Raw genomic sequence first — 18,582 nt, 5'->3', positions numbered from 1 at the left:
CAGGCGCAGGGCAGCACCCCTGCCCTGTCAGCAACGGAACGGACGCGCCATGAGCCAAGACAACGTAACCGCCAGAGACCTGATGCGCAGCCTGCCGGGCGTATTGCGCCGGTTCCCATTCATCGCCAGGGGGCTTTATTACTACGCCGTTAAAGATGACAAAAAGGAACTGACACTGGGCAAGCTGGTGGAGCGCAATGCCAGTAAATACCCGAACCGGCCCGCGATACTGTGCGACGACCAGACCATCACCTGGCAGGAATTCGATGCCTGGAGCAACCGGATCGCCCACTACCTGAAAGACCAGGGCCTGGTAAAAGGCGACGCCATTGCCGTGCTGCTCGACAACCGCCCGGAGCTGCTGGCCCTGGTGGCCGGCGCCGGCAAAGTAGGCGTGGCCTGTGCCATGCTCAACACCTCTCAGAAAGGCAAGGTGCTGACCCACAGCATCAACCTGATTGAACCGAAAATGCTGGTGGTCGGGGACGAACTGCTGGAGCACGCCGAAGGCATTCGCAAAGAAATCGATCTTAAACACAGCAACCCGTTCCTTTACCTGGCCGACACCAACACCCTGAACATCTACGGCGACGCGCCGGAGGGCTACGTCAACCTGGCACAGGAAGTCAGCCGTTGCCCCTCGGCCCGGCCAACCCTGAGTAACCCGGTGGTAATGGGCGACACCGTGGTGTACCTGTACACCTCCGGCACCACCGGCCTGCCCAAGGCAGCCCCGGGTTCACACCGCAAATTCATCCGCGCCTACGGCGGCTTCGGCATGCTGTCCCTGGCCATGGAACCGGAAGACGTTCTCTACTGCACCCTGCCTCTGTACCACGGCACTGCGCTGCTGGTCTGCTGGGGCTCGGTACTGGCCGGCGGCTCAGCCATCGCCCTGCGCCGGAAATTCTCTGCCAGCGCCTTCTGGGACGATGTCCGCCGCTACAAAGCCACCACCTTCGGCTACGTGGGCGAACTCTGCCGCTACCTGCTGAACCAGCCCCCCAGCGACCAGGACCGCAACCACAGCCTGACCAAGATGATCGGCAACGGCCTGCGCCCCTCCATCTGGAAGGAATTCAAGGACCGCTTCGGCATTGAAACCGTGGCAGAGCTGTACGCCTCCTCAGAGGGCAACATCGGCTTCAGCAACTTCTTCAACATGGACAACACCGTCGGGTTCTCCACCGCGCCCTACAAACTGGTGAAATACCACGAAGGCACCCGGGACCCGATCCGCACCGAAAAAGGCCGGCTGGAAGAAGTGGAAAAAGGCGAACCGGGCTTACTGATTGGCGAAATCACCAAGAAATGGGCGTTCGAAGGTTACACCCAGAAAGAAGCCACCGAAAAATCCATCCTGCGAGACGCCTTCAAAAACGGCGACGCCTGGTTCAACACCGGTGACGTGCTGAAAGAAATCGGCTGCCGGCACCTGCAGTTCGTCGACCGAATGGGCGACACCTTCCGCTGGAAGGGCGAAAACGTCTCCACCACCGAGGTGGAAAACATCATCGACGGCTCCGGCATGGTGCAGGAAGCCATCGTGTACGGCGTGGAAATCCCGAACACCAACGGCAAGGCCGGCATGGTAACCCTGGTGCCCCAGAATCCGGAGGCAGATTTTGACGTGGACAGGCTGTTCGCTTACCTGAGCGACAACCTGCCAGCCTATGCCATTCCGGTGTTTGTGCGGGTAACCCACGCCATCGAGAAAACGGGAACGTTCAAGTACCGGAAGGTGGATATCCAGAAGCTCGGCTATTCCCTGGACCGGCCCCACGAGGAAGTCTATGCCTGGCTTCCCGGTACGTCCGGTTATACCCGACTGACGCCTGAGCTGGTTTCTGACATCGACTCTGGTGGGGTTCGGTTTTAGCCCTGAGTTGGGGCCTGTTTTCGGCCCTAGCCTGTTGGTTTTGGGGGGCGCGTCTGTGGGGCATGCCTCCCAGACGCCAATCCAACTTCGCAGTAATAGTCAAAAAACTCACCTTTGCGGCAATCAGCTTACTGACTATTACTCGTAGGCTGAAAGTCCGGGTTGGGGCGCGCTTCCAAAAAATTTCGGAGGCCATGGATGGCCGGAGAGAAGCGCACAGGGACGTGCTTGTAGCGGTTTTTTGGAAGCGCGCCCCAACCCGGGCACACCCCCGAAACAAACAGGCTAGGAGCCCAAGTTAAGCACCCACTCAAGCCCCGACACGAAGCACGACCTTGCCGGTAGCCCGACGACCTGTCAGGGCGCCCAGGGCTTCCGCGTATTGCTCGAAATCGAACACCTCGCTGACCTTCGGGTCGATTTTGCCCTCCGAGTACATCTGCAGCAACTCCATCATGTTCTGTGCACTCACCTCCGGCTCGTTGCGGGTAAAGGCACCCCAGAACACACCAACCACCGAGCAGCCCTTCAACAACGTCAGGTTGGCCGGCACTTTCGGGATATCGCCGGCGGCGAAGCCGATGATCAGGTGGCGGCCGTTCCAGGCCATGGTGCGCAGGGCCTGTTCGGTGAAGTCGCCGCCGACCGGGTCGTAGATCACGTCCACACCTTTGCCCTTGGTGAGCTTCTTCACCGCATCTTTCAGGGGCTCGTCGGTGTAGTTGATCAGCTCGTCGGCACCGGCATCCTTGGCGATGCGGAGCTTCTCGGAGCTGCTGGCCGCCGCAATCACTTTCGCACCCATGGCCTTGCCCAGTTCCACCGCTGCCAGGCCAACGCCACCGCTGGCGCCGAGCACCAGAAGGGTTTCGCCGGGCTGGAGGTTTGCGCGCTGTTTCAGTGCATAGTAGGAGGTGCCGTACACCATCATAAAGCCGGCGGCTTTTTCATCCGGCATGTTGTCCGGTACCGGCAGCAGGTTGGATTCCGGGGCGACGACTTCCTCGGCAAAGGCGCCGAAGCCGGTCAGGGCGGCTACCCGGTCGCCGGGTTTGAAGCGGGTAACCTTGTCGCCCACTTCAATGACTTCACCCGCCAGCTCACCGCCCGGGGAAAACGGCATGGGAGGCTGCAGCTGGTACTTGCCTTCAATGATCAGGGTATCGGGAAAGTTCAGGCCGGCGGCTTTCACGCGGATTTTTACGCCCCGGTCGCCCATTTTCGGGCTGGGTACGTCTTCGATGACCAGTGTTTCGGCGGGGCCGTACTCTTTGCACAGAATGGCTTTCATGATCTCTCCTGATGGCGCCGCCGCACACAGGGGGCACCGTTGTTGTTCGGTATTTTATTGAGGGAGATCAAGCTAAACAGAGTTCCGGTATGAAGCAAATAAAGTTAGCTTATCGGACTTTATTAGCCGTGCTAATAACAACGCGTGAGCCCTCCCACTTCAAGCACCTTGCGTTATCGACCGGATGAATCACAGGGAATTTTCGGCTATGCTTCGCGCTCCCGTTCTGAATGCATTTTTCATCCATTCTCAGCCCCAGAGCCGGCCATGTTCGACATTATCTACACCCTTGAAATGATCGGCATTGTGGCGTTTGCCATTTCCGGCATGATTGTCGCGCGCTCGAAAAACATGGATCCGGTGGGGGTCTTTGCCATCGGTTTCATTACCGCTCTGGGTGGCGGCACGCTGCGCGACCTGATCATGGACAACCACCCGCTTTACTGGATCAAGCACGAAGAGCAGCCGATCCTGATCCTGGCCATGGCAATTGTGTTCAGCTACTGGAGCCGGGCCCACAGCCTGAAAGAGTCCCGCATTGTGTTTCCAGACGCCATCGGGCTGGGCATTTTCTCCATCCTCGGCGCCCAGCTGGCGCTGGATCTTGGGCATTCGTGGTTTATTGCGTCCATGCTGGGAGTGATGACCGGATGCTTCGGCGGCGCCCTGCGCGACACCCTGTGTAACGAAGTGCCGTTTATCTTCCGTAAAGACCAGATCTACGCCTCCATCGCGTTTGCCGGCTGCTGGCTCTATTTCGTCTGCCAGTGGTTCCTGGAAAGCGAGTCCCTGGCCCTGACCATCGGTCTGTCATTTATTGTCATTGTGCGGATGGCCGCCGTGCGTTTTGATATCCGTCTACAGAGAGATAACGCGGCTCACTGAACTGTCAATCATCCCTTGGCCTGAGGCCCGTGAGCCGGTAACATTGCCGTTTTTTCACCCAGTTCACGATTTCCGCACGTCAAAAGATTTTAAACTCCAACCCAGGCATCCTGAGAGGCAGACCCCCGTCATGCTTGAACGACTGTTCCAACTCCAGGCCCACGGCACTACTGTTCGTAAAGAAGTGGTAGCGGGCATTACCACCTTCCTGACCATGGCTTACATTATCGTGGTCAACCCCAGCCTACTTTCTTCCACCGGCATGGATTTCGGCGCCGTGTTCGTGGCGACCTGCCTGGCGGCGGTCATCGGCACACTGATCATGGGCCTGTGGGCCAACTACCCCATCGCACTTGCCCCGGGCATGGGCCTGAACGCGTTTTTCTCGTTCACCGTGGTCGGCAGCATGGGTTACAGCTGGCAGGTGGCGCTGGGGGCAGTGTTCCTGTCCGGCTTGCTGTTCTTCCTGCTGAGCATTTTCAAGGTGCGGGAATGGATCATCAATTCCATCCCCCTGTCCCTGCGATTCGGTATTTCCGCAGGTATCGGATTCTTCCTGGCCCTGATCGCCCTGAAGAACGCCGGCATTGTGGTGGATCATCCTGCCACGCTGGTCAGCCTGGGTGACGTGAAAGTGCCGGAGGCCCTGCTGTTCTTTGCCGGCTTTGTACTGATCTGTGCGCTCTCTTTCCGCCAGATTACCGGTTCTGTGATGATCGGCATTATTGCTATAACCGCCGCCGCCATGATGCTGGGCATGGTGGAGTATCAGGGTATTGTGTCTGCACCGCCGAGCATCGCCCCCACCTTTATGCAACTTGACCTGGCCGGCGCCCTGAACGTTGGCATGATCAGCGTGGTCTTTGCCTTCCTGTTTGTAGACCTGTTCGACACCTCCGGCACCCTGGTGGGCGCGGCCCAGAAAGGCGGTTTGCTGGACAAAGACGGCAAACTGCCGCGCCTGGGCCGGGCCCTGATGTCTGACTCTGTTGCCACCATGTCTGGCGCCGCACTGGGTACATCCACCACCACCAGTTACGTGGAATCCACTGCCGGTATCGCGGCCGGCGGCCGCACCGGCCTGACCGCAGTTGTGGTCGCCCTGCTGTTCCTGGCTTGCCTGCTGTTCTCACCCATTGCCAGTGTGATCCCGCCCTACGCCACGGCTCCGGCCCTGCTGTATGTAGCCTGCCTGATGGCCAGCGGGCTGAAACTGATCGACTGGGACGACATCACCGACACCGCACCGGCTATCGTGACCGCCCTGATGATGCCGCTGACGTTCTCCATCGCCCACGGCATTGCCCTTGGCTTCATCACCTATGTGGCGGTGAAAGCCCTCGCCGGCCGCTGGTCTGACCTGAACTGGAGCGTCACCGTGATTGCCGTCGTCTTCGTTCTGAAATTCATGTTCCTGGACCTGGCGTAAGCCGGGCCCGCACAGGTGAGTTATGGATTATTTTTCCGAAAGCATTAAAAAGGCTATCCGCACCGTACCGGACTGGCCCAAGCCGGGTGTGTCATTCCGCGACATCACTACGGTGCTGCAGGACAAAACAGCTTTTCGAAAGCTGATTGATGCCTTTGTACACCGCTACCACGGCCAGCATATTGATGCCGTGGCCGCCGTTGACGCCCGCGGCTTCATCATCGGCTCGGCCCTGGCCTATGAGCTGAACGCCTCGCTGGTGCTGGTGCGCAAGAAAGGCAAGCTGCCGTTCGACACCATGGTGGAAGACTACGAGCTGGAATACGGCACCGCGTCTGTCGAACTGCACAAAGATGCCTTCAAGCCCGGCGACAAAGTGGTGCTGGTGGACGACCTGATCGCTACCGGCGGCACCATGCTGGCCGCCACCCGGCTGATCCGCCGCATTGGTGCGGAAATTGTGGAAGTGGCCGCGATGATCGACCTGCCGGATCTGGGTGGCTCCCGCAAGCTGCAGGAAGAAGGCCTGCAGGTTTATACTGTGTGTTCATTCGACGGAGAATAACCACAGTTACAGGAGGCGACCATGCCCGATTATCAGCACCACTGGAAAGACGGTACCCCCGTTCACCTGCCCCTTGGCAAGATCGTGTGCATTGGTCGCAACTACGCCGAACACGCCCGGGAACTGAATAACCCGGTGCCGGACGAGCCGCTGCTGTTTATCAAACCCTCTACAGCAGCGGTTCATATTACCCGCCCGCTGGATTTCCCTCGCAATCAGGGCGCGGTGCACTTTGAAACCGAACTCGCGGTACTCATCGGCCGCCCACTCACCCATGCCTCCGAGAGCGAAGCTGAAGCTGCCATTCTGGGATACGGCCTGGCGCTGGACCTGACCCTTCGGGATATCCAAAGCAAGCTCAAGGAAAAGGGCCAGCCCTGGGAACGGGCCAAGGCCTTTGACGGCGCCTGCCCGCTCTCGCCTTTCGTGCCCGCCGACAAACTTCCGAAGGACAACATTCACTTCACCCTGGACATTAACGGCCAGCGCCAACAGACCGGCGACACCCGTGATATGCTGAACCCCATCGTACCGCTGATTGCCCACATGAGCAGCCAGTTCACCCTGCAACCGGGGGACGTGGTACTGACCGGAACCCCGAAAGGCGTTGGCCCGCTGGAATCCGGCCAGACCCTGTCGCTGGAACTGGAAGATCTGCTGTTTGTGGAAACCACAGTGGTCTGAAATGCCTGCCTGAACGCATATTCAGGCACATCATCAGTTTCAGGGAACACCCAGCACCATGGCGAAGAAACCGGTAACCTCACGCACAGGTCGATTCTTCAAACTGGCCGGCATGACCGCCTCGGTGGCCGGCCAGTACGCTGGCCAAAGGGCACGGCGTATGTTCCGCACCGTGGATGACGAAAGCGCCCGCAGCGAAAGCTACACCCGCATGGCCGACGAGATTGCCGATACCCTGGGTGAGCTCAAGGGCGCCGTCATGAAAGTGGGCCAGATTGCCTCCCAGACCCAGGACTTCCTGCCCAAGGAGTTCTCCCAGGCGCTGGAAAAACTCCAGAAAGAAGCCCCACCCATGCCCTTCGAGGTCATTCTGGAACAGGTGGAAAGCGAACTGGGCAAACCGGTGGGCGAGTTGTTCGAATACCTTCAGGAAACACCCTACGCCTCCGCCTCCATCGGCCAGGTACACCGCGCCCGCCTGCACGACGGCACTGACGTGATCGTAAAGGTCCAGTACCCTGGCGTGGACGAATCCTGCGATTCAGACCTGAAACAGCTGCGCCTGGCCCTGAAACTGGGCGGCCTTTTGAGAATGCCGAAGGAAACGGTAGACCAGCTGTTCGGCGAAATCCGCCTGCGCCTGAAAGAAGAACTGGATTACGAAAACGAAGCCCGCAACCTGAAACTCTTCCACGACTTCCACAAAGACCAGCCGTGGGTACTGATTCCGGAAGTGATCGACAGCCACTCCACCCGTCGGGTTCTGACCCTGGAGCTGGTGGAGGGCGACCACGTCAGCAAGGTCACACCCGAACGCTACAGCCAGGAAACCCTGAACGACATCGGCCACCGAATCTTCACCATCATGGCCGACCAGCTGTTCCGCTTCCAGTGCATCCACGGCGACCCCCACGCTGGGAACTTCGCCTACCGGCCGGATGGCACCATCATCATGTATGACTTTGGCTGCGTGAAGAAACTGAAGCCGGAGATTGTAGAGGCGTACCGTAAGGCTCTGATCGCGGCTCTGGACGAGGACTACCAGGCACTCGACGAGTACCTGATTGATTTGGGCGCCCGCGTGGACAACCAGCCGGCGGTCGATGAGGCTTATTACGCCATGTGGCGGGACATTCTGATCATCCCGTTCCTGAATGATGAACCCTATGACTTTGCCGAGGCAGACATCCACAAGCACGTCGCGGCGAAAACCAGTACGGTGTTCAAGTATCTGGATTACTTCAAGCCGCCAGTGGAAAGTATCTTTATTGACCGAATGATTGCCGGGCATTACTGGATGTTGAAACGCTTAGGTGTTCAGGCAGCATTCAGAAGTGAACTGGAGAAATACCTCCGAGGTTGAGGCAAGAGTCCTGTCGGGGAGGGCCAACTATGGAGCACAGCGCTGCTATGGGGAAGGCTTTCCAAAACACGCTCCTTGCGGCACATCCATGTGACGCTTGGGCTCCGCCATCCATGGCTCCGCACAGTTTTGGAAAGCCTTCCCCATAGCAGCACTCCCAACATGGGTGCTAGCCCAACATTCTGACCCACTCATTCAAGCCATCGCTGGCGCCTTTCCGGATCACTCTGGCACGTGAAACCGAGGCCGGCTCGCCCGGGTCGATCACTGTGATGGGCACATCGATATCCACTTCATAGACCAGCCCGGCCGCCGGATACACCTGCAGCGATGTCCCTACAATCAGTAACTGGTCTGCCGTGCGCACCACTTCTGCAGCGGCATCCAGCATCGGTACTTCCTCACCGAACCAGACAATGTGCGGGCGAAGCTGGGCCCCCAGATCACAGGTGTCACCGGGCTTGATGTCGCTGTACCCGATATCGTAGATCAGCTCGGGGTTAACCGAGCTGCGTGCCTTGCTGAGTTCACCGTGAAGGTGGATCACGTTGGAGGAGCCGCCCCGCTCGTGCAGGTCATCCACGTTCTGGGTGACTACGGTAACCCGGTAGCGGTTTTCCAGTTCGGCTAGCAGGCGGTGGGCAGGGTTCGGCTGGACCGACAGCAACTGCCGGCGGCGTTCGTTGTAGAACCGTAACACCAGGTCACGGTTGCGTTCGAACGCCTCCGGCGTGGCTACGTCGTACACACTGTGCTGCTCCCACAACCCGCCGTTGTCACGGAAGGTGGAGAGGCCGCTTTCGGCGCTGATGCCAGCGCCGGTGAGTACTACGATGTGCTCTTGCATCAGTCGAAGATCTTGCCCGGGTTGATGATACCGTTGGGGTCGAACACCTGCTTGATACCTTTAAGATAGGCGATTTCCGCCTCGCTGCGGGTGTAATGCAGGTAGGGCTTCTTGGTCATGCCCACGCCGTGCTCGGCAGACACACTGCCCTGGTAACGCTCGACAATCTCGAACACCCACTTGTTCACCTGCTGGCACTTCTCGAAGAAGTCTTCCTTGGCCATGTCTTTCGGCTTCAGGATGTTCAGGTGCAGGTTGCCGTCGCCGATGTGCCCGAACCAGATGATTTCGAAGTCCGGGTAGTGTTCGGTGACGACGTCGTCGATTTCCTGCAGGAAGCCCGGCACCTTCGAGACCACCACAGAAACGTCGTTCTTGTAGGGAATACGCGGGGCTATGGACTCGGAAATCCGCTCCCGCAGCTGCCACAGGTTCTGGGCCTGGGTTTCGCTCTGGCTGATTACGCCGTCCAGTACCCAGCCTTCTTCTACGCAGTGTTCGAACAGTGACATGGCATCGTCCATGACCTGGTCCGAAACCGCCTCGAATTCCAGCAGCGCGTAGTACGGCGCTTCGGTCTCGAACGGGGCCTGTACCTGACCGTGGGCCAGTACGTGGTTCATCGCCTGGTGGGAGAAAAATTCGTAGGCGGTCAGGTCCAGCTTGCTCTGGAACTTCTGCAGCACGTCCATGGTGTTGGTCAGGTCGCCCAGGCCCAGCACCAGTACCGTGAGGTTATCCGGCTGGCGGGTAAGCTTCATGGTGGCTTCGGTAATGAAGCCCAGGGTGCCCTCGGCGCCAATAAACAGGTGGCGCAGGTCGTAGCCGGTGTTGTTCTTTTCCAGGTCCTTGTTCAGGTCCAGGATATCGCCCTTGCCGGTGACCACTTTCAGGCCGGCTACCCAGTCGCGGCTCATGCCGTAGCGGATCACCTTGATGCCGCCGGCGTTGGTAGACAGGTTGCCGCCCAGCTGGCTGGAACCGGCAGAGGCGAAGTCCACCGGGTAGTACAGGCCGTTTTCCTCGGCGAAGTTCTGCAGCTGTTCGGTCACCACGCCCGACTGACAACGTACCGTGCGGTCGCTGGCATTGAATTCCAGGATCTGGTTCATGTTATCGAACGCCACTACCACCTCGCCGTTGGCGGCAACGGCGCCGGCGCTCAGGCCGGTACGTCCGCCGGAAGGCACCAGGGCCACCTTGTGCTCGTTGGCAAACTTCACCACAGCCTGCACCTGCTCGGTGGTCTTCGGCAGCACGATCGCCAGGGGCTTGGGCGGATGGATTTTGGTCCAGTCCTTGCCATAGGAGTCCAGGTCGGCCGGATCGGTCAGAACCTTGCCCGGAGCGTCGCCGGTAGCCACCAGCTCTTTAAGGGAAGCAATGATCTGTTCGGAATTCATGGGTGTGTCTGTCTCTCAGGTTGGGCCGCGCGTGGTCAGAAGGCGTTCACAAAGAATTGATTCAGGCAAACCGGCGCGCTGTGAAAATCTCCGTTTATGGTATCATACCGCCCCTGTTCTGTGAGCCGGGTTGACGATCCCCGGCCGCGGTCATTTCACGTGACGAAAGGTTCGGAAGCTAGCCCATGTCAAATACGTCTCTCGAAAAGAGCAAAATCCGGATCCTGCTGCTGGAAGGCGTGCATCAATCTGCCATTGATACCCTGAACGCTGCGGGTTACACCAACATCGAGTACCTGACCCATTCACTGGGCGAGGAAAACCTGATCGAGAAGATTGCCGATGCGCACTTCGTCGGTATCCGGTCTCGCACCCAGCTGACCGAGAAAGTATTTGAAGCTGCCAAGAAGCTGGTGGCTGTGGGCTGTTTCTGCATTGGCACCAACCAGGTGGACCTGCAGGCTGCAACCCGCCGTGGTGTTGCCGTTTTCAACGCACCTTTCTCCAACACCCGTTCCGTAGCCGAGCTGGTTCTGGCACAGGCCATCCTGCTGCTGCGTGGCGTGCCCGAGAAGAGCGCCAAGGCGCATCGGGGTGAGTGGATCAAGTCCGCCAAGAACAGCTACGAAATCCGTGGCAAGAAGCTGGGCATCATCGGCTACGGCAACATCGGTACCCAGTTCAGTGTCCTGGCCGAGAGCCTGGGCATGGACGTGTATTTCTACGACGTGGTTTCCAAGCTGTCGATCGGTAACGCCACCCAGGTGGGCACCCTGCAGGAACTGCTGAACATTGCAGACGTCGTTTCCCTGCACGTGCCGGAAACCCCGGCCACCAAGTACATGTTCAAGGCCGAGCAGTTCGCCCAGATGAAGCCTGGCTCCATCCTGATGAACGCGTCCCGCGGCACCGTGGTCGACATCGACGCGCTGGCCGACGCCCTGCGCTCCGGCAAGCTGCTGGGCGCTGCGGTAGACGTATTCCCGGTTGAGCCGAAGTCCAACGATGAAGAGTTTGTGTCTCCGCTGCGCGAGTTCGACAACTGCATCCTGACTCCGCACGTAGGTGGCTCCACCATCGAAGCCCAGGAAAACATCGGCCGTGAAGTGGCCGAGAAGCTGGCCATGTACAGCGACAACGGCACCTCTGTGTCTTCCGTGAACTTCCCGGAAGTCGCCCTGCCGTCGCACCCGAACCAGCACCGCCTGCTGCACATTCACGAGAACGTGCCGGGCGTGATGTCCGAGATCAACCAGGTGTTCTCCGAGAACAGCATCAACGTGTGCGGCCAGTACCTGCAGACCAAGGAAGATATCGGCTACGTAGTCGTGGATGTCGACAAGGCCTACGGCGAACTGGCCCTGGAAAAACTGCGTCAGGTGAAAGGCACGATTCGCTGCCGCGTTCTGTTCTGACCCGGTTTTCACCAGCCGTAAAAAAACCCCGCAGGCTTTCGCCTCCGGGGTTTTCTTTTGCGCTGGGAGCGGAGAATTACTGCTCCATCGGCACCAAAGTCAGCTCAACGCGACGGTTCTGCTCACGGCCCGCTGAGGTATCGTTAGAAGCAACCGGGTAGCGCTCGCCATAACCGGTCGCACGGGTACGGCGCGGCTCGATGCCCTGGTTCAGCAGGAAGTCCCGCACTGAAGAGGCACGGCGCTCACTCAGCAGCTGGTTGTAGCTGTCGGAACCGGTGCTGTCGGTGTGGCCTTCAATCTGGATGATGGTCTTGTCGAACTCTTTCAGTACCAGGGCTACAGACTCCAGGGTGCCGGTAAAGCCGGAACGGATGCTGGACTGGTCTGTGTCAAAGGTGATGTTGCCCGGCATAACCAGCTCGATCTGGTCGCCATTACGGACGACGCGAACACCGGTGCCTTCCAGCTTCTGACGCAGCTGCGCTTCCTGGCGGTCCATGTAGTAACCGATACCACCACCAACAGCCGCACCACTGGCAGCGCCGATCAGGGCACCCTTGCCGCGGTCACTGCTGCTGGATGTAGCCGCACCCACGGCAGCACCGCCCAGGGCACCGATAATGCTGCCCTTGGTGGCGTTAGAGGTTTTCTCTTCGCCGGTGTACGGGTCGTACGTCATACAGCCACTCATACCAACGGTGGCAACTGCGAAAGCAAGGATTGTCTTCTTCATGGTTTTCTCCTGCGTCGGTTTTTCTTGCGGCCCTGCCAGATCCGGCGCCGGCCATTTCATTCCGAGAATGTTTCAATAATGGTGTTAAACACCGTAGCCTGCAAATCCTGGGCTTCGTTTACCAGATGATGACGACCATCCGGAATTCTTCGTTCCCTCACAGAGGAAAATTTATTACGGATAATGCGCAGATTGTGCTGCCAGTCTACGGTGGTGTCTTTCTCGCCCTGCACCACGGTAACCGGAAAATCCACCGGCCTGGCCGACTCGATGTGCGGCACCCATTTTTTCAGGGCCGTTACCCAATCAACGTGCACCGCACGGGCCTGGAGCGGGTCATGCTCACGCAAAAACTTCAGAAACCGCGTATTCCCGCTGTTTTCGTTAAAGGCTCGCTTCCATCGGGTCAGAAACGGTTTGACCACGCTGTGCAGCACCCTGGCACCTAACCAGCCCATGGGCCGAACGAGGGGCGCCAGCAGGACCACTCTCCGGAATGCGGAGGTGTCCTGGTCGTGGTGGTTGGACAGCAGGTAGTCAATCAGGATCGCCCCACCGGTACTCTGGCCCACAGCAAACCAGGGCCCGCGCACCATGTCTTTCACCTCAGCCATGACCTCAGATAACACCGCCTGGTATTCCAGGAAACTGCCAATGGCTGCCGGTGTGCCGCTGGACAGCCCGTGCCCGGGCTGGTCGTAGGTCAGCACATCAAAGCCGGCGCCCAGGCAACGGTCAATCAGCTGGGTATACAGCCCCACGTGGTCAAAGTAACCATGCAGGATGAACACCGTGCCCTTGCCCCCTGCCGCCTCCGGCAGCCGGAAGTAATGCACCATGACTTCGTGCCGGTCTGCCTTTACGTAGCCCTGATGGTAAGCCACCTCCGGGTGCTCCACCCAGAGATCCAGGCCGTAAAAACGGCAATAGGCTTCCATCTCAACACTGAGGTCCCGGCGCTCGGCCGGGTCGAAAGGCTCCAGACGCTCCAGCAGGGAATGTCTGTCCCAATTCGGTATTTCTATGGTATCTGTTTTCCAGTACACGTAGAGTTAAACGCCTGTCATGAATCCATAAATGCCAGTCATCCTAACGCATTCACAAGGGAGAACACAGATGTTCCAGCCGCTTCTTGAGGCCGGGTTGAGAGGGACCATGCACCGTTTTGTGAAGCCCGTCCTGTCCCGGGCGTTTCCGTTATCGGTGCAGCGCCGATACACCCGGGAAGCTTATCGAACATCCTACCCGCCTAAAGACGTCAGTTTCGCGTGGGAAGACCTGGGCGATGTACCGGTGCTGCGCGCCTCCCCGGAAGACCGTTCTGGCGGCACCGTACTGTATTTTCACGGCGGAGGCTATGTTATGGGCTCTGCCGATACCCACCGGGGCATTGCCGGCCATCTGGCCAAATTCTCTGGCTGCGACGTACTGATTCCGGATTACCGGCTGGCGCCGGAGCATCCGTTTCCAGCCGCGCCGGACGATGCCGAAGCCGTATATCTGGCCTTGATCAACCAGGGGGTAAGCCCCGGCTCCATTGCCCTGGCCGGAGATTCCGCCGGCGGCGGTCTGTCGGTGGTACTGGCCATGCGATTGCGCGACCACGGTCATCCACTACCCTCATCCGTCACCTGCTTCTCGCCCTGGACAGATCTGTCAGAAAAGGATCTTTACACTCCGGAATGTGAACCGGTCCTGCACGCTGCCTGGACCTTCAAAGCCGCGAAAATGTATGCCAACGGCGTGCCTTTGACGCACCCGCTGGTGTCGCCTGTCTACGGTGACCTGAGTGGCCTGCCTCCCCTGCTGATTCAGGTCGGAAGCCAGGAAGTTCTGCTCAACGACGCCCGTCGATTGGCGGAGGCGGCCAAACAGGAACACGTGGAAACCACGCTGGAGATCTACAACAATCTCTGGCATGTATTCCAGGTGCACGCCTCGCAGCTTGACCGGGCCAGAGACGCTCTGGCCGTTGCCGGGCGTCACATCAGGCATCATCTTCAAGCCTGACGACACCCCGGATCAAAGCTTCCTTTCGAACCTTGGGCCAGCGCTTGACCTGCCATTCCAGTCGGGAGGCGCGGCTCCTGTCGCCGGCAGGTACATGGAACTCCAGGGTTAACGGCCCTTTACCTCTCAGGCTCCGGGCACCTTTAGGTGCCCCCGCCTGATGCTCGGCAAACCGCCGCTCCACATCTGTGGCAATTCCGGTGTAGAGGCTACCCGATGCGGTGCGAACAAGGTACAGATACCAGTTCTCAGCCATGGTTCAACGCCTGCTCCCGGTCACGGATCTTCTTCTGCTGCAGCCATAATCCCGCAATGATCAGCACCAGCCCGACGTAGGTCGAGGTGAGAATAACTTCGCCCAGAATGAAGTATATAAACACGAGGGACAGAAACGGCGAGATAAAAATCAGATTGCTCACTTTCGAGGTGTTTTCTGCTTTTTTCATGGCCTGGGACCACAGCACAAAGGCTATGCCCATTTCAAAAACGCCGACGTAAACCGCAGCGGCCATCGAACTCCCGATCGGCATTGCCAACCCCGCCGTCTGCCAGCACACCAGCACAATGACCGGCAGTCCAAATAGAAAATTAAAAAACAGGCCAACCACCGGGTCCCGGGTATCCCGGGTGGCAATAATCCAGTAAGACGCCCAAACCAGCGTGCTGCCCAACGCCAGCGAGACACCGAGCGGGTCTGAGAATGAGAGCGAGGTTACGGCACCACGGGTGGCGATCACTACCACTCCGGCGTAACACACCAACCCCGCCAGAATATCGATCCTGCGCAGTTTCTGCCCCAGAAACGGCACCGACAGATAGGCCAGCACCAGTGCCCAGGTGTAGTTCAGAGGCTGAGCCTCCTGGGCGGGCAGACGGTCGAACGCACCAAACAGCAGAAAGTAGTACAGACAGGGATTGATCAGCCCCATCAGCATGGACTGCAGGTATTGGCCACGCCGCAAACGGAACACCAGTCCCCAGCGCCCCTGTAGCATGAGGATAGCCGCCATCACGACGATGGATGCGGTACAGGCCACCAGCAGCATCTGAACCGGCGCAAGATCCGCCAGTGACAATTTGAAGGCGGTAGCAACGGTCGACCACAGCAGCACCGTGGCAAGGCCGTACATCATGGCCTGTTTCTGATCAGTCATGCCCATGCTCCAAATCCGACTCCAGCCAGCGATACAGTGTTCTGCGATTAATGCCGAGTATCTGGGCCGCCCGGCGTTTATTACCATCAACGGCAGCCATGACCCGGCGCACGTAATCCTGCTGGAGCATTTCCAGGGTGGGCCATTCGGAAAGTTTCCCGGGCGAAGCGGCAACGGCAGCCTGAACAATCCCGCCCTGGCGCTTCCGGATGCGTTCGGGCAAATGCTCGGGCTGTATGGTATCGCTTTCACAAAAAGTGACCGCCCGCTCAATCGCACTGGACAGCTCACGCACATTGCCCGGGAACGGATAATCGCGGAGTATCCTTAACGTGACGTCACTGAACTTCAGGAACCCCCGGCTGTGGCGGCGTGCTGCCTCACCCAGAAAATGCATGGCCAGCAATTCAACATCCTCATCCCGCTCCCTCAGGGGAGGCACCGTTAACGACAGGGTTTCAAGGCGATAATACAGGTCTTCACGGAATTGGCCCTGCTCAACAGCCCTAAGTAAATCCACATGCGTTGCCGCCAGAATGCGAACATCCACCATTTCCTCATGGTCAGCTCCCACTGGTTTGATGCAGCCCTCCTGCAACACCCGAAGCAGTTTGGCTTGCAGCGCCAATGGCATTTCCCCAATCTCGTCCAGCAGCAAGGTGCCACCGCTCGCCTCTGCAAACAGCCCCCGACGGGCCTGCCGTGCACCGGTAAAAGCACCAGCCTCGTGACCGAAGAATTCACTTTCCATCAAGTCTGGCGGTATTCCGGCACAATTCACCGCAAGGAACGGCTGCGCTGAGCGTTCGCTTTGCTGGTGGATTGCCCTCGCAACCAGCTCTTTCCCGGTTCCACTTTCGCCATTAATCAGAACCGCGGCCTGACTGCGGGCAACCTGGCGAATGTCTGACCTGAGGCGATCCATCATCGCACTGCCGCCGATCAAGCCCATGTTTTCATCGCCGCCGCGCCCGGACTGATACTCCGCCAACTGCCGGTTCAGATCCGCCTGGGCCAGCAACCGCTTGATCTTTAACCGGAGATGATCCGTTGAGAGCGGCTTGGTCAGAAAATCATCAGCGCCGGCCTTCAAGGCATCGACCGCCTGGTCCACCGTCCCAAACGCGGTAATCACGATAAAGGGAATACCGGGATGCTCGGCCTGCTGAAGCGACAGAATCTCCAGACCGTCACCATCGGGCAAGCGCAGATCCGACACGATCAGGCCCGGGCGTTCGTCTGTCAGAGCAGTCCGCGCCTCGGCCACCATACTGACCCTGCGTACGCGGTAACCATCCACTTCCAACTCCTCCATCAGCAGCTGGCCAAGGCTGGCGTCATCTTCGACCAGCAGGATCGTGACAGGCCGGCTGCTCATTGGCCCACCTCTTTCGGAAAATACAGCGCCATACCACAACCGCCCAACTCACTATCAATCACTTCAACGGATCCCCCGTGTTCTTTCATGACACTCTGAACCACTGCCAGCCCTAACCCCGTGCCTTCGCCGGCCGGGCGGGTGCTGAAGAACGGCTCGAAAACCCTGGCGTGATGCTCTGCCGGTATACCAGGGCCATCGTCCTCGACCCGGAACACCCAAAACTCCCCGGTCTCGCCGACAGAGAGCGCGACCTGTTTCCGGCCAGCCTGACAGGCATTTCTCACCACATTCAGACACGCCAGGCCAACCCGGAGCGGCTCTGCCCGTGTCGGCATCGGCCTGTCAAAAGCGTCGGCTTGCAGCGAAACCGCCTGGCAGCGCCTGTCTTCACGGGCGCGGGTAACGACGTCCTCGAGAATGTCTGCCAGGTTTACGGGTCGCCGGGACTCGGGCACATGCCGGAAACAGTCCAGCAGTTGCTGGATAATCATGGTCATCCGGTCCACCTGATGTTCGATATCATCCAGATGCCGTTGCTGCTCCTGCTCCAGCCCGGCCCTGGCCAGAATGCGGGCCCGGCCCTGAATAACGTTCAGAGGCGCCCCCAGTTCGTGAGCTACCCCGCCTGCGACCCGGCCAATCATCGCCACTTTCTCCTGGTATTCCAGCTGTTCTGCCAGCGCCCGTTCCCGGGCAATCCTGTCTTCGATTTCGGCCTCGGCCTCGGCCATTCGTTCGCCCAGAGCACGAATGCCCTGCTGGATCTGGCGCAGCTCCTGTGGCCCTGCCTCCGGAGTCTCCAACCGCCAGGCGCCCGGTTGCAGAGAAGCCATGCTCTCCAGCAAACGGTTCACATGTCGCCCCACGGTGCGGTAATGCCCCAGAACGACAACGAGGATGATGGTGGCCGCAATCATCGACCAGATCACCACTGCCCACCAACGGCTGGTGGCCACCAGGTCATGGAAATCACTGCGTTGCCGCGTTACCTGCAACAAACCCTGAATCCGCCCGTCTTCCGCAACCAGCGGCGTGAACTGGGAAAACACCGACTCGCCATCCACCCAACGAAACGCGCCCCCGAGCTCACCACTGGCGATTGCCTTTTCGGCGCTGGCGCTATTGGTGACATCGGAGTCAGCAACACCGAGACTGGCCACCCGGTCACCCTCTGCGTCAAACACCGAGGCCCCGGAAATGCGCCCGATCTGGAAGATGGATTTCAGGGATTCGCCCAGGACCAGTTCATCGCTTTCGGCCAGCGCCTTACTCACCGGCCCGCTGACCGCTCGCGCCACCAGTTCCAGGTCTTCACGAAGGCGATCGTTCAGAGCGCGCTCTACCGCCCCCATGCCAATGTAGATAGCAATGCCACTGAACAGCAGCAGCGGCACTACAATACTGAGCACCAACGTTAATTGCAGCGACCGGAACAGTGCTCCCACCCGTTTTCCCATCAACGCCATAAACACCACTCTGCAGAAATGTCACAGCCTTTCTGCCACATGTGGCATTTTGCCACAAGACAGATTACTGAGCT

General features: G+C 59.1%; 17 protein-coding genes. 8 read left to right on the top strand and 9 right to left on the bottom strand.

The window, feature by feature from the left end; translation table 11 throughout:
* Positions 1–49 precede the first annotated feature (49 nt).
* A complete protein-coding gene (locus tag B9Q17_RS01800; RefSeq protein ID WP_094623858.1) occupies positions 50–1,879 on the top strand; it encodes a long-chain-acyl-CoA synthetase in 1,830 nt (609 codons plus the stop codon).
* A 310-nt stretch (positions 1,880–2,189) separates the two neighbouring features.
* On the opposite strand, the gene B9Q17_RS01795 is transcribed toward B9Q17_RS01800, so the two are convergent.
* A complete protein-coding gene (locus B9Q17_RS01795) occupies positions 2,190–3,170 on the bottom strand; it encodes an NADPH:quinone oxidoreductase family protein (RefSeq protein ID WP_094623857.1) in 981 nt (326 codons plus the stop codon).
* A 267-nt stretch (positions 3,171–3,437) separates the two neighbouring features.
* Between B9Q17_RS01795 and B9Q17_RS01790 the strand changes: the two genes are divergently transcribed.
* From B9Q17_RS01790 to B9Q17_RS01770, 5 genes are all read left to right on the top strand, one after another.
* Positions 3,438–4,055, top strand: a complete 618-nt coding sequence (locus B9Q17_RS01790; protein WP_094623856.1) for a trimeric intracellular cation channel family protein — start codon at positions 3,438–3,440, stop codon at positions 4,053–4,055.
* Between the two features lie 130 nt (positions 4,056–4,185).
* Positions 4,186–5,484, top strand: coding sequence for an NCS2 family permease (locus B9Q17_RS01785; protein ID WP_058341373.1), 1,299 nt, complete (start codon positions 4,186–4,188; stop codon positions 5,482–5,484).
* Between the two features lie 22 nt (positions 5,485–5,506).
* Complete coding sequence (locus tag B9Q17_RS01780; RefSeq protein WP_022989975.1) at positions 5,507–6,049, top strand: adenine phosphoribosyltransferase; 543 nt, start codon at positions 5,507–5,509, stop codon at positions 6,047–6,049.
* A 21-nt stretch (positions 6,050–6,070) separates the two neighbouring features.
* Positions 6,071–6,733 carry a fumarylacetoacetate hydrolase family protein gene (locus B9Q17_RS01775; RefSeq protein WP_094623855.1) on the top strand — a complete coding sequence of 221 codons (663 nt, stop codon included), beginning with the start codon at positions 6,071–6,073 and terminating at the stop codon, positions 6,731–6,733.
* 58 nt (positions 6,734–6,791) lie between these two features.
* Positions 6,792–8,096 carry an ABC1 kinase family protein gene (locus tag B9Q17_RS01770; protein WP_094623854.1) on the top strand — a complete coding sequence of 435 codons (1,305 nt, stop codon included), beginning with the start codon at positions 6,792–6,794 and terminating at the stop codon, positions 8,094–8,096.
* 169 nt (positions 8,097–8,265) lie between these two features.
* On the opposite strand, the gene B9Q17_RS01765 is transcribed toward B9Q17_RS01770, so the two are convergent.
* Both B9Q17_RS01765 and B9Q17_RS01760 read right to left on the bottom strand, forming a co-directional pair.
* On the bottom strand, positions 8,266–8,943 hold the full coding sequence (locus B9Q17_RS01765) for an SIR2 family NAD-dependent protein deacylase (RefSeq protein WP_094623853.1): 678 nt from the start codon (positions 8,941–8,943) through the stop codon (positions 8,266–8,268).
* Positions 8,943–10,346, bottom strand: coding sequence for a D-2-hydroxyglutarate dehydrogenase (locus B9Q17_RS01760; protein ID WP_094623852.1), 1,404 nt, complete (start codon positions 10,344–10,346; stop codon positions 8,943–8,945). The genes B9Q17_RS01765 and B9Q17_RS01760 overlap by 1 nt, the downstream gene beginning before the upstream one ends.
* Positions 10,347–10,531: 185 nt before the next feature.
* Between B9Q17_RS01760 and serA the strand changes: the two genes are divergently transcribed.
* Positions 10,532–11,761, top strand: coding sequence for a phosphoglycerate dehydrogenase (gene serA, locus B9Q17_RS01755; RefSeq protein ID WP_094623851.1), 1,230 nt, complete (start codon positions 10,532–10,534; stop codon positions 11,759–11,761).
* A gap of 76 nt (positions 11,762–11,837) precedes the next feature.
* Here the strand turns inward: serA and B9Q17_RS01750 are convergent, their stop codons facing one another.
* Positions 11,838–12,497, bottom strand: a complete 660-nt coding sequence (locus B9Q17_RS01750) for a YiaD family glycine zipper/OmpA-like lipoprotein (protein ID WP_036219953.1) — start codon at positions 12,495–12,497, stop codon at positions 11,838–11,840.
* Between the two features lie 56 nt (positions 12,498–12,553).
* Positions 12,554–13,543 carry an alpha/beta hydrolase gene (locus tag B9Q17_RS01745; protein ID WP_094623850.1) on the bottom strand — a complete coding sequence of 330 codons (990 nt, stop codon included), beginning with the start codon at positions 13,541–13,543 and terminating at the stop codon, positions 12,554–12,556.
* Between the two features lie 70 nt (positions 13,544–13,613).
* Here B9Q17_RS01745 and B9Q17_RS01740 point away from each other — a divergent pair, with 70 nt between their 5' ends.
* Positions 13,614–14,507, top strand: coding sequence for an alpha/beta hydrolase (locus tag B9Q17_RS01740; RefSeq protein ID WP_094623849.1), 894 nt, complete (start codon positions 13,614–13,616; stop codon positions 14,505–14,507).
* Here B9Q17_RS01740 and B9Q17_RS01735 read toward each other — a convergent pair.
* Genes B9Q17_RS01735 through B9Q17_RS01720 form a run of 4 tightly spaced genes read right to left on the bottom strand, consistent with a single transcriptional unit; the run spans position 14,485 to position 18,508 of the window.
* A complete protein-coding gene (locus B9Q17_RS01735) occupies positions 14,485–14,763 on the bottom strand; it encodes a GIY-YIG nuclease family protein (protein ID WP_014422188.1) in 279 nt (92 codons plus the stop codon). The genes B9Q17_RS01740 and B9Q17_RS01735 overlap by 23 nt on opposite strands.
* On the bottom strand, positions 14,756–15,661 hold the full coding sequence (locus B9Q17_RS01730) for a DMT family transporter (RefSeq protein ID WP_094623965.1): 906 nt from the start codon (positions 15,659–15,661) through the stop codon (positions 14,756–14,758). Before B9Q17_RS01730 ends, B9Q17_RS01735 begins: the two co-directional genes overlap by 8 nt.
* Positions 15,654–17,039: a sigma-54-dependent transcriptional regulator gene (locus B9Q17_RS01725; protein ID WP_094623848.1), complete on the bottom strand. Its 1,386-nt coding sequence runs from the start codon at positions 17,037–17,039 to the stop codon at positions 15,654–15,656. Before B9Q17_RS01725 ends, B9Q17_RS01730 begins: the two co-directional genes overlap by 8 nt.
* The gene (locus B9Q17_RS01720) at positions 17,036–18,508 is read right to left on the bottom strand and encodes an ATP-binding protein (RefSeq protein WP_022989986.1); all 1,473 of its coding nucleotides are present in this window, start codon (positions 18,506–18,508) and stop codon (positions 17,036–17,038) included. Before B9Q17_RS01720 ends, B9Q17_RS01725 begins: the two co-directional genes overlap by 4 nt.
* Between the last annotated feature and the right edge of the window lie 74 nt (positions 18,509–18,582).

It is taken from the genome of Marinobacter vinifirmus, from assembly GCF_002258215.1.
GTDB classification, from domain to species: Bacteria; Pseudomonadota; Gammaproteobacteria; order Pseudomonadales; family Oleiphilaceae; genus Marinobacter; species Marinobacter vinifirmus.
The sequence above is the reverse complement of the archived record's forward strand: the minus strand, read 5'-3'. Positions and strand labels throughout refer to the sequence as shown.

Bases quoted from the DNA above. Each gene is read 5' to 3' on its own strand.
- B9Q17_RS01800 (WP_094623858.1), top strand. From the start codon at position 50: ATGAGCCAAGACAACGTAACCGCCAGAGACCTGATGCGCAGCCTGCCG.
- B9Q17_RS01795 (WP_094623857.1), bottom strand. From the start codon at position 3,170: ATGAAAGCCATTCTGTGCAAAGAGTACGGCCCCGCCGAAACACTGGTC.
- B9Q17_RS01790 (WP_094623856.1), top strand. From the start codon at position 3,438: ATGTTCGACATTATCTACACCCTTGAAATGATCGGCATTGTGGCGTTT.
- B9Q17_RS01785 (WP_058341373.1), top strand. From the start codon at position 4,186: ATGCTTGAACGACTGTTCCAACTCCAGGCCCACGGCACTACTGTTCGT.
- B9Q17_RS01780 (WP_022989975.1), top strand. From the start codon at position 5,507: ATGGATTATTTTTCCGAAAGCATTAAAAAGGCTATCCGCACCGTACCG.
- B9Q17_RS01775 (WP_094623855.1), top strand. From the start codon at position 6,071: ATGCCCGATTATCAGCACCACTGGAAAGACGGTACCCCCGTTCACCTG.
- B9Q17_RS01770 (WP_094623854.1), top strand. From the start codon at position 6,792: ATGGCGAAGAAACCGGTAACCTCACGCACAGGTCGATTCTTCAAACTG.
- B9Q17_RS01765 (WP_094623853.1), bottom strand. From the start codon at position 8,943: ATGCAAGAGCACATCGTAGTACTCACCGGCGCTGGCATCAGCGCCGAA.
- B9Q17_RS01760 (WP_094623852.1), bottom strand. From the start codon at position 10,346: ATGAATTCCGAACAGATCATTGCTTCCCTTAAAGAGCTGGTGGCTACC.
- serA (WP_094623851.1), top strand. From the start codon at position 10,532: ATGTCAAATACGTCTCTCGAAAAGAGCAAAATCCGGATCCTGCTGCTG.
- B9Q17_RS01750 (WP_036219953.1), bottom strand. From the start codon at position 12,497: ATGAAGAAGACAATCCTTGCTTTCGCAGTTGCCACCGTTGGTATGAGT.
- B9Q17_RS01740 (WP_094623849.1), top strand. From the start codon at position 13,614: ATGTTCCAGCCGCTTCTTGAGGCCGGGTTGAGAGGGACCATGCACCGT.
- B9Q17_RS01735 (WP_014422188.1), bottom strand. From the start codon at position 14,763: ATGGCTGAGAACTGGTATCTGTACCTTGTTCGCACCGCATCGGGTAGC.
- B9Q17_RS01730 (WP_094623965.1), bottom strand. From the start codon at position 15,661: ATGACTGATCAGAAACAGGCCATGATGTACGGCCTTGCCACGGTGCTG.
- B9Q17_RS01725 (WP_094623848.1), bottom strand. From the start codon at position 17,039: ATGAGCAGCCGGCCTGTCACGATCCTGCTGGTCGAAGATGACGCCAGC.
- B9Q17_RS01720 (WP_022989986.1), bottom strand. From the start codon at position 18,508: ATGGCGTTGATGGGAAAACGGGTGGGAGCACTGTTCCGGTCGCTGCAA.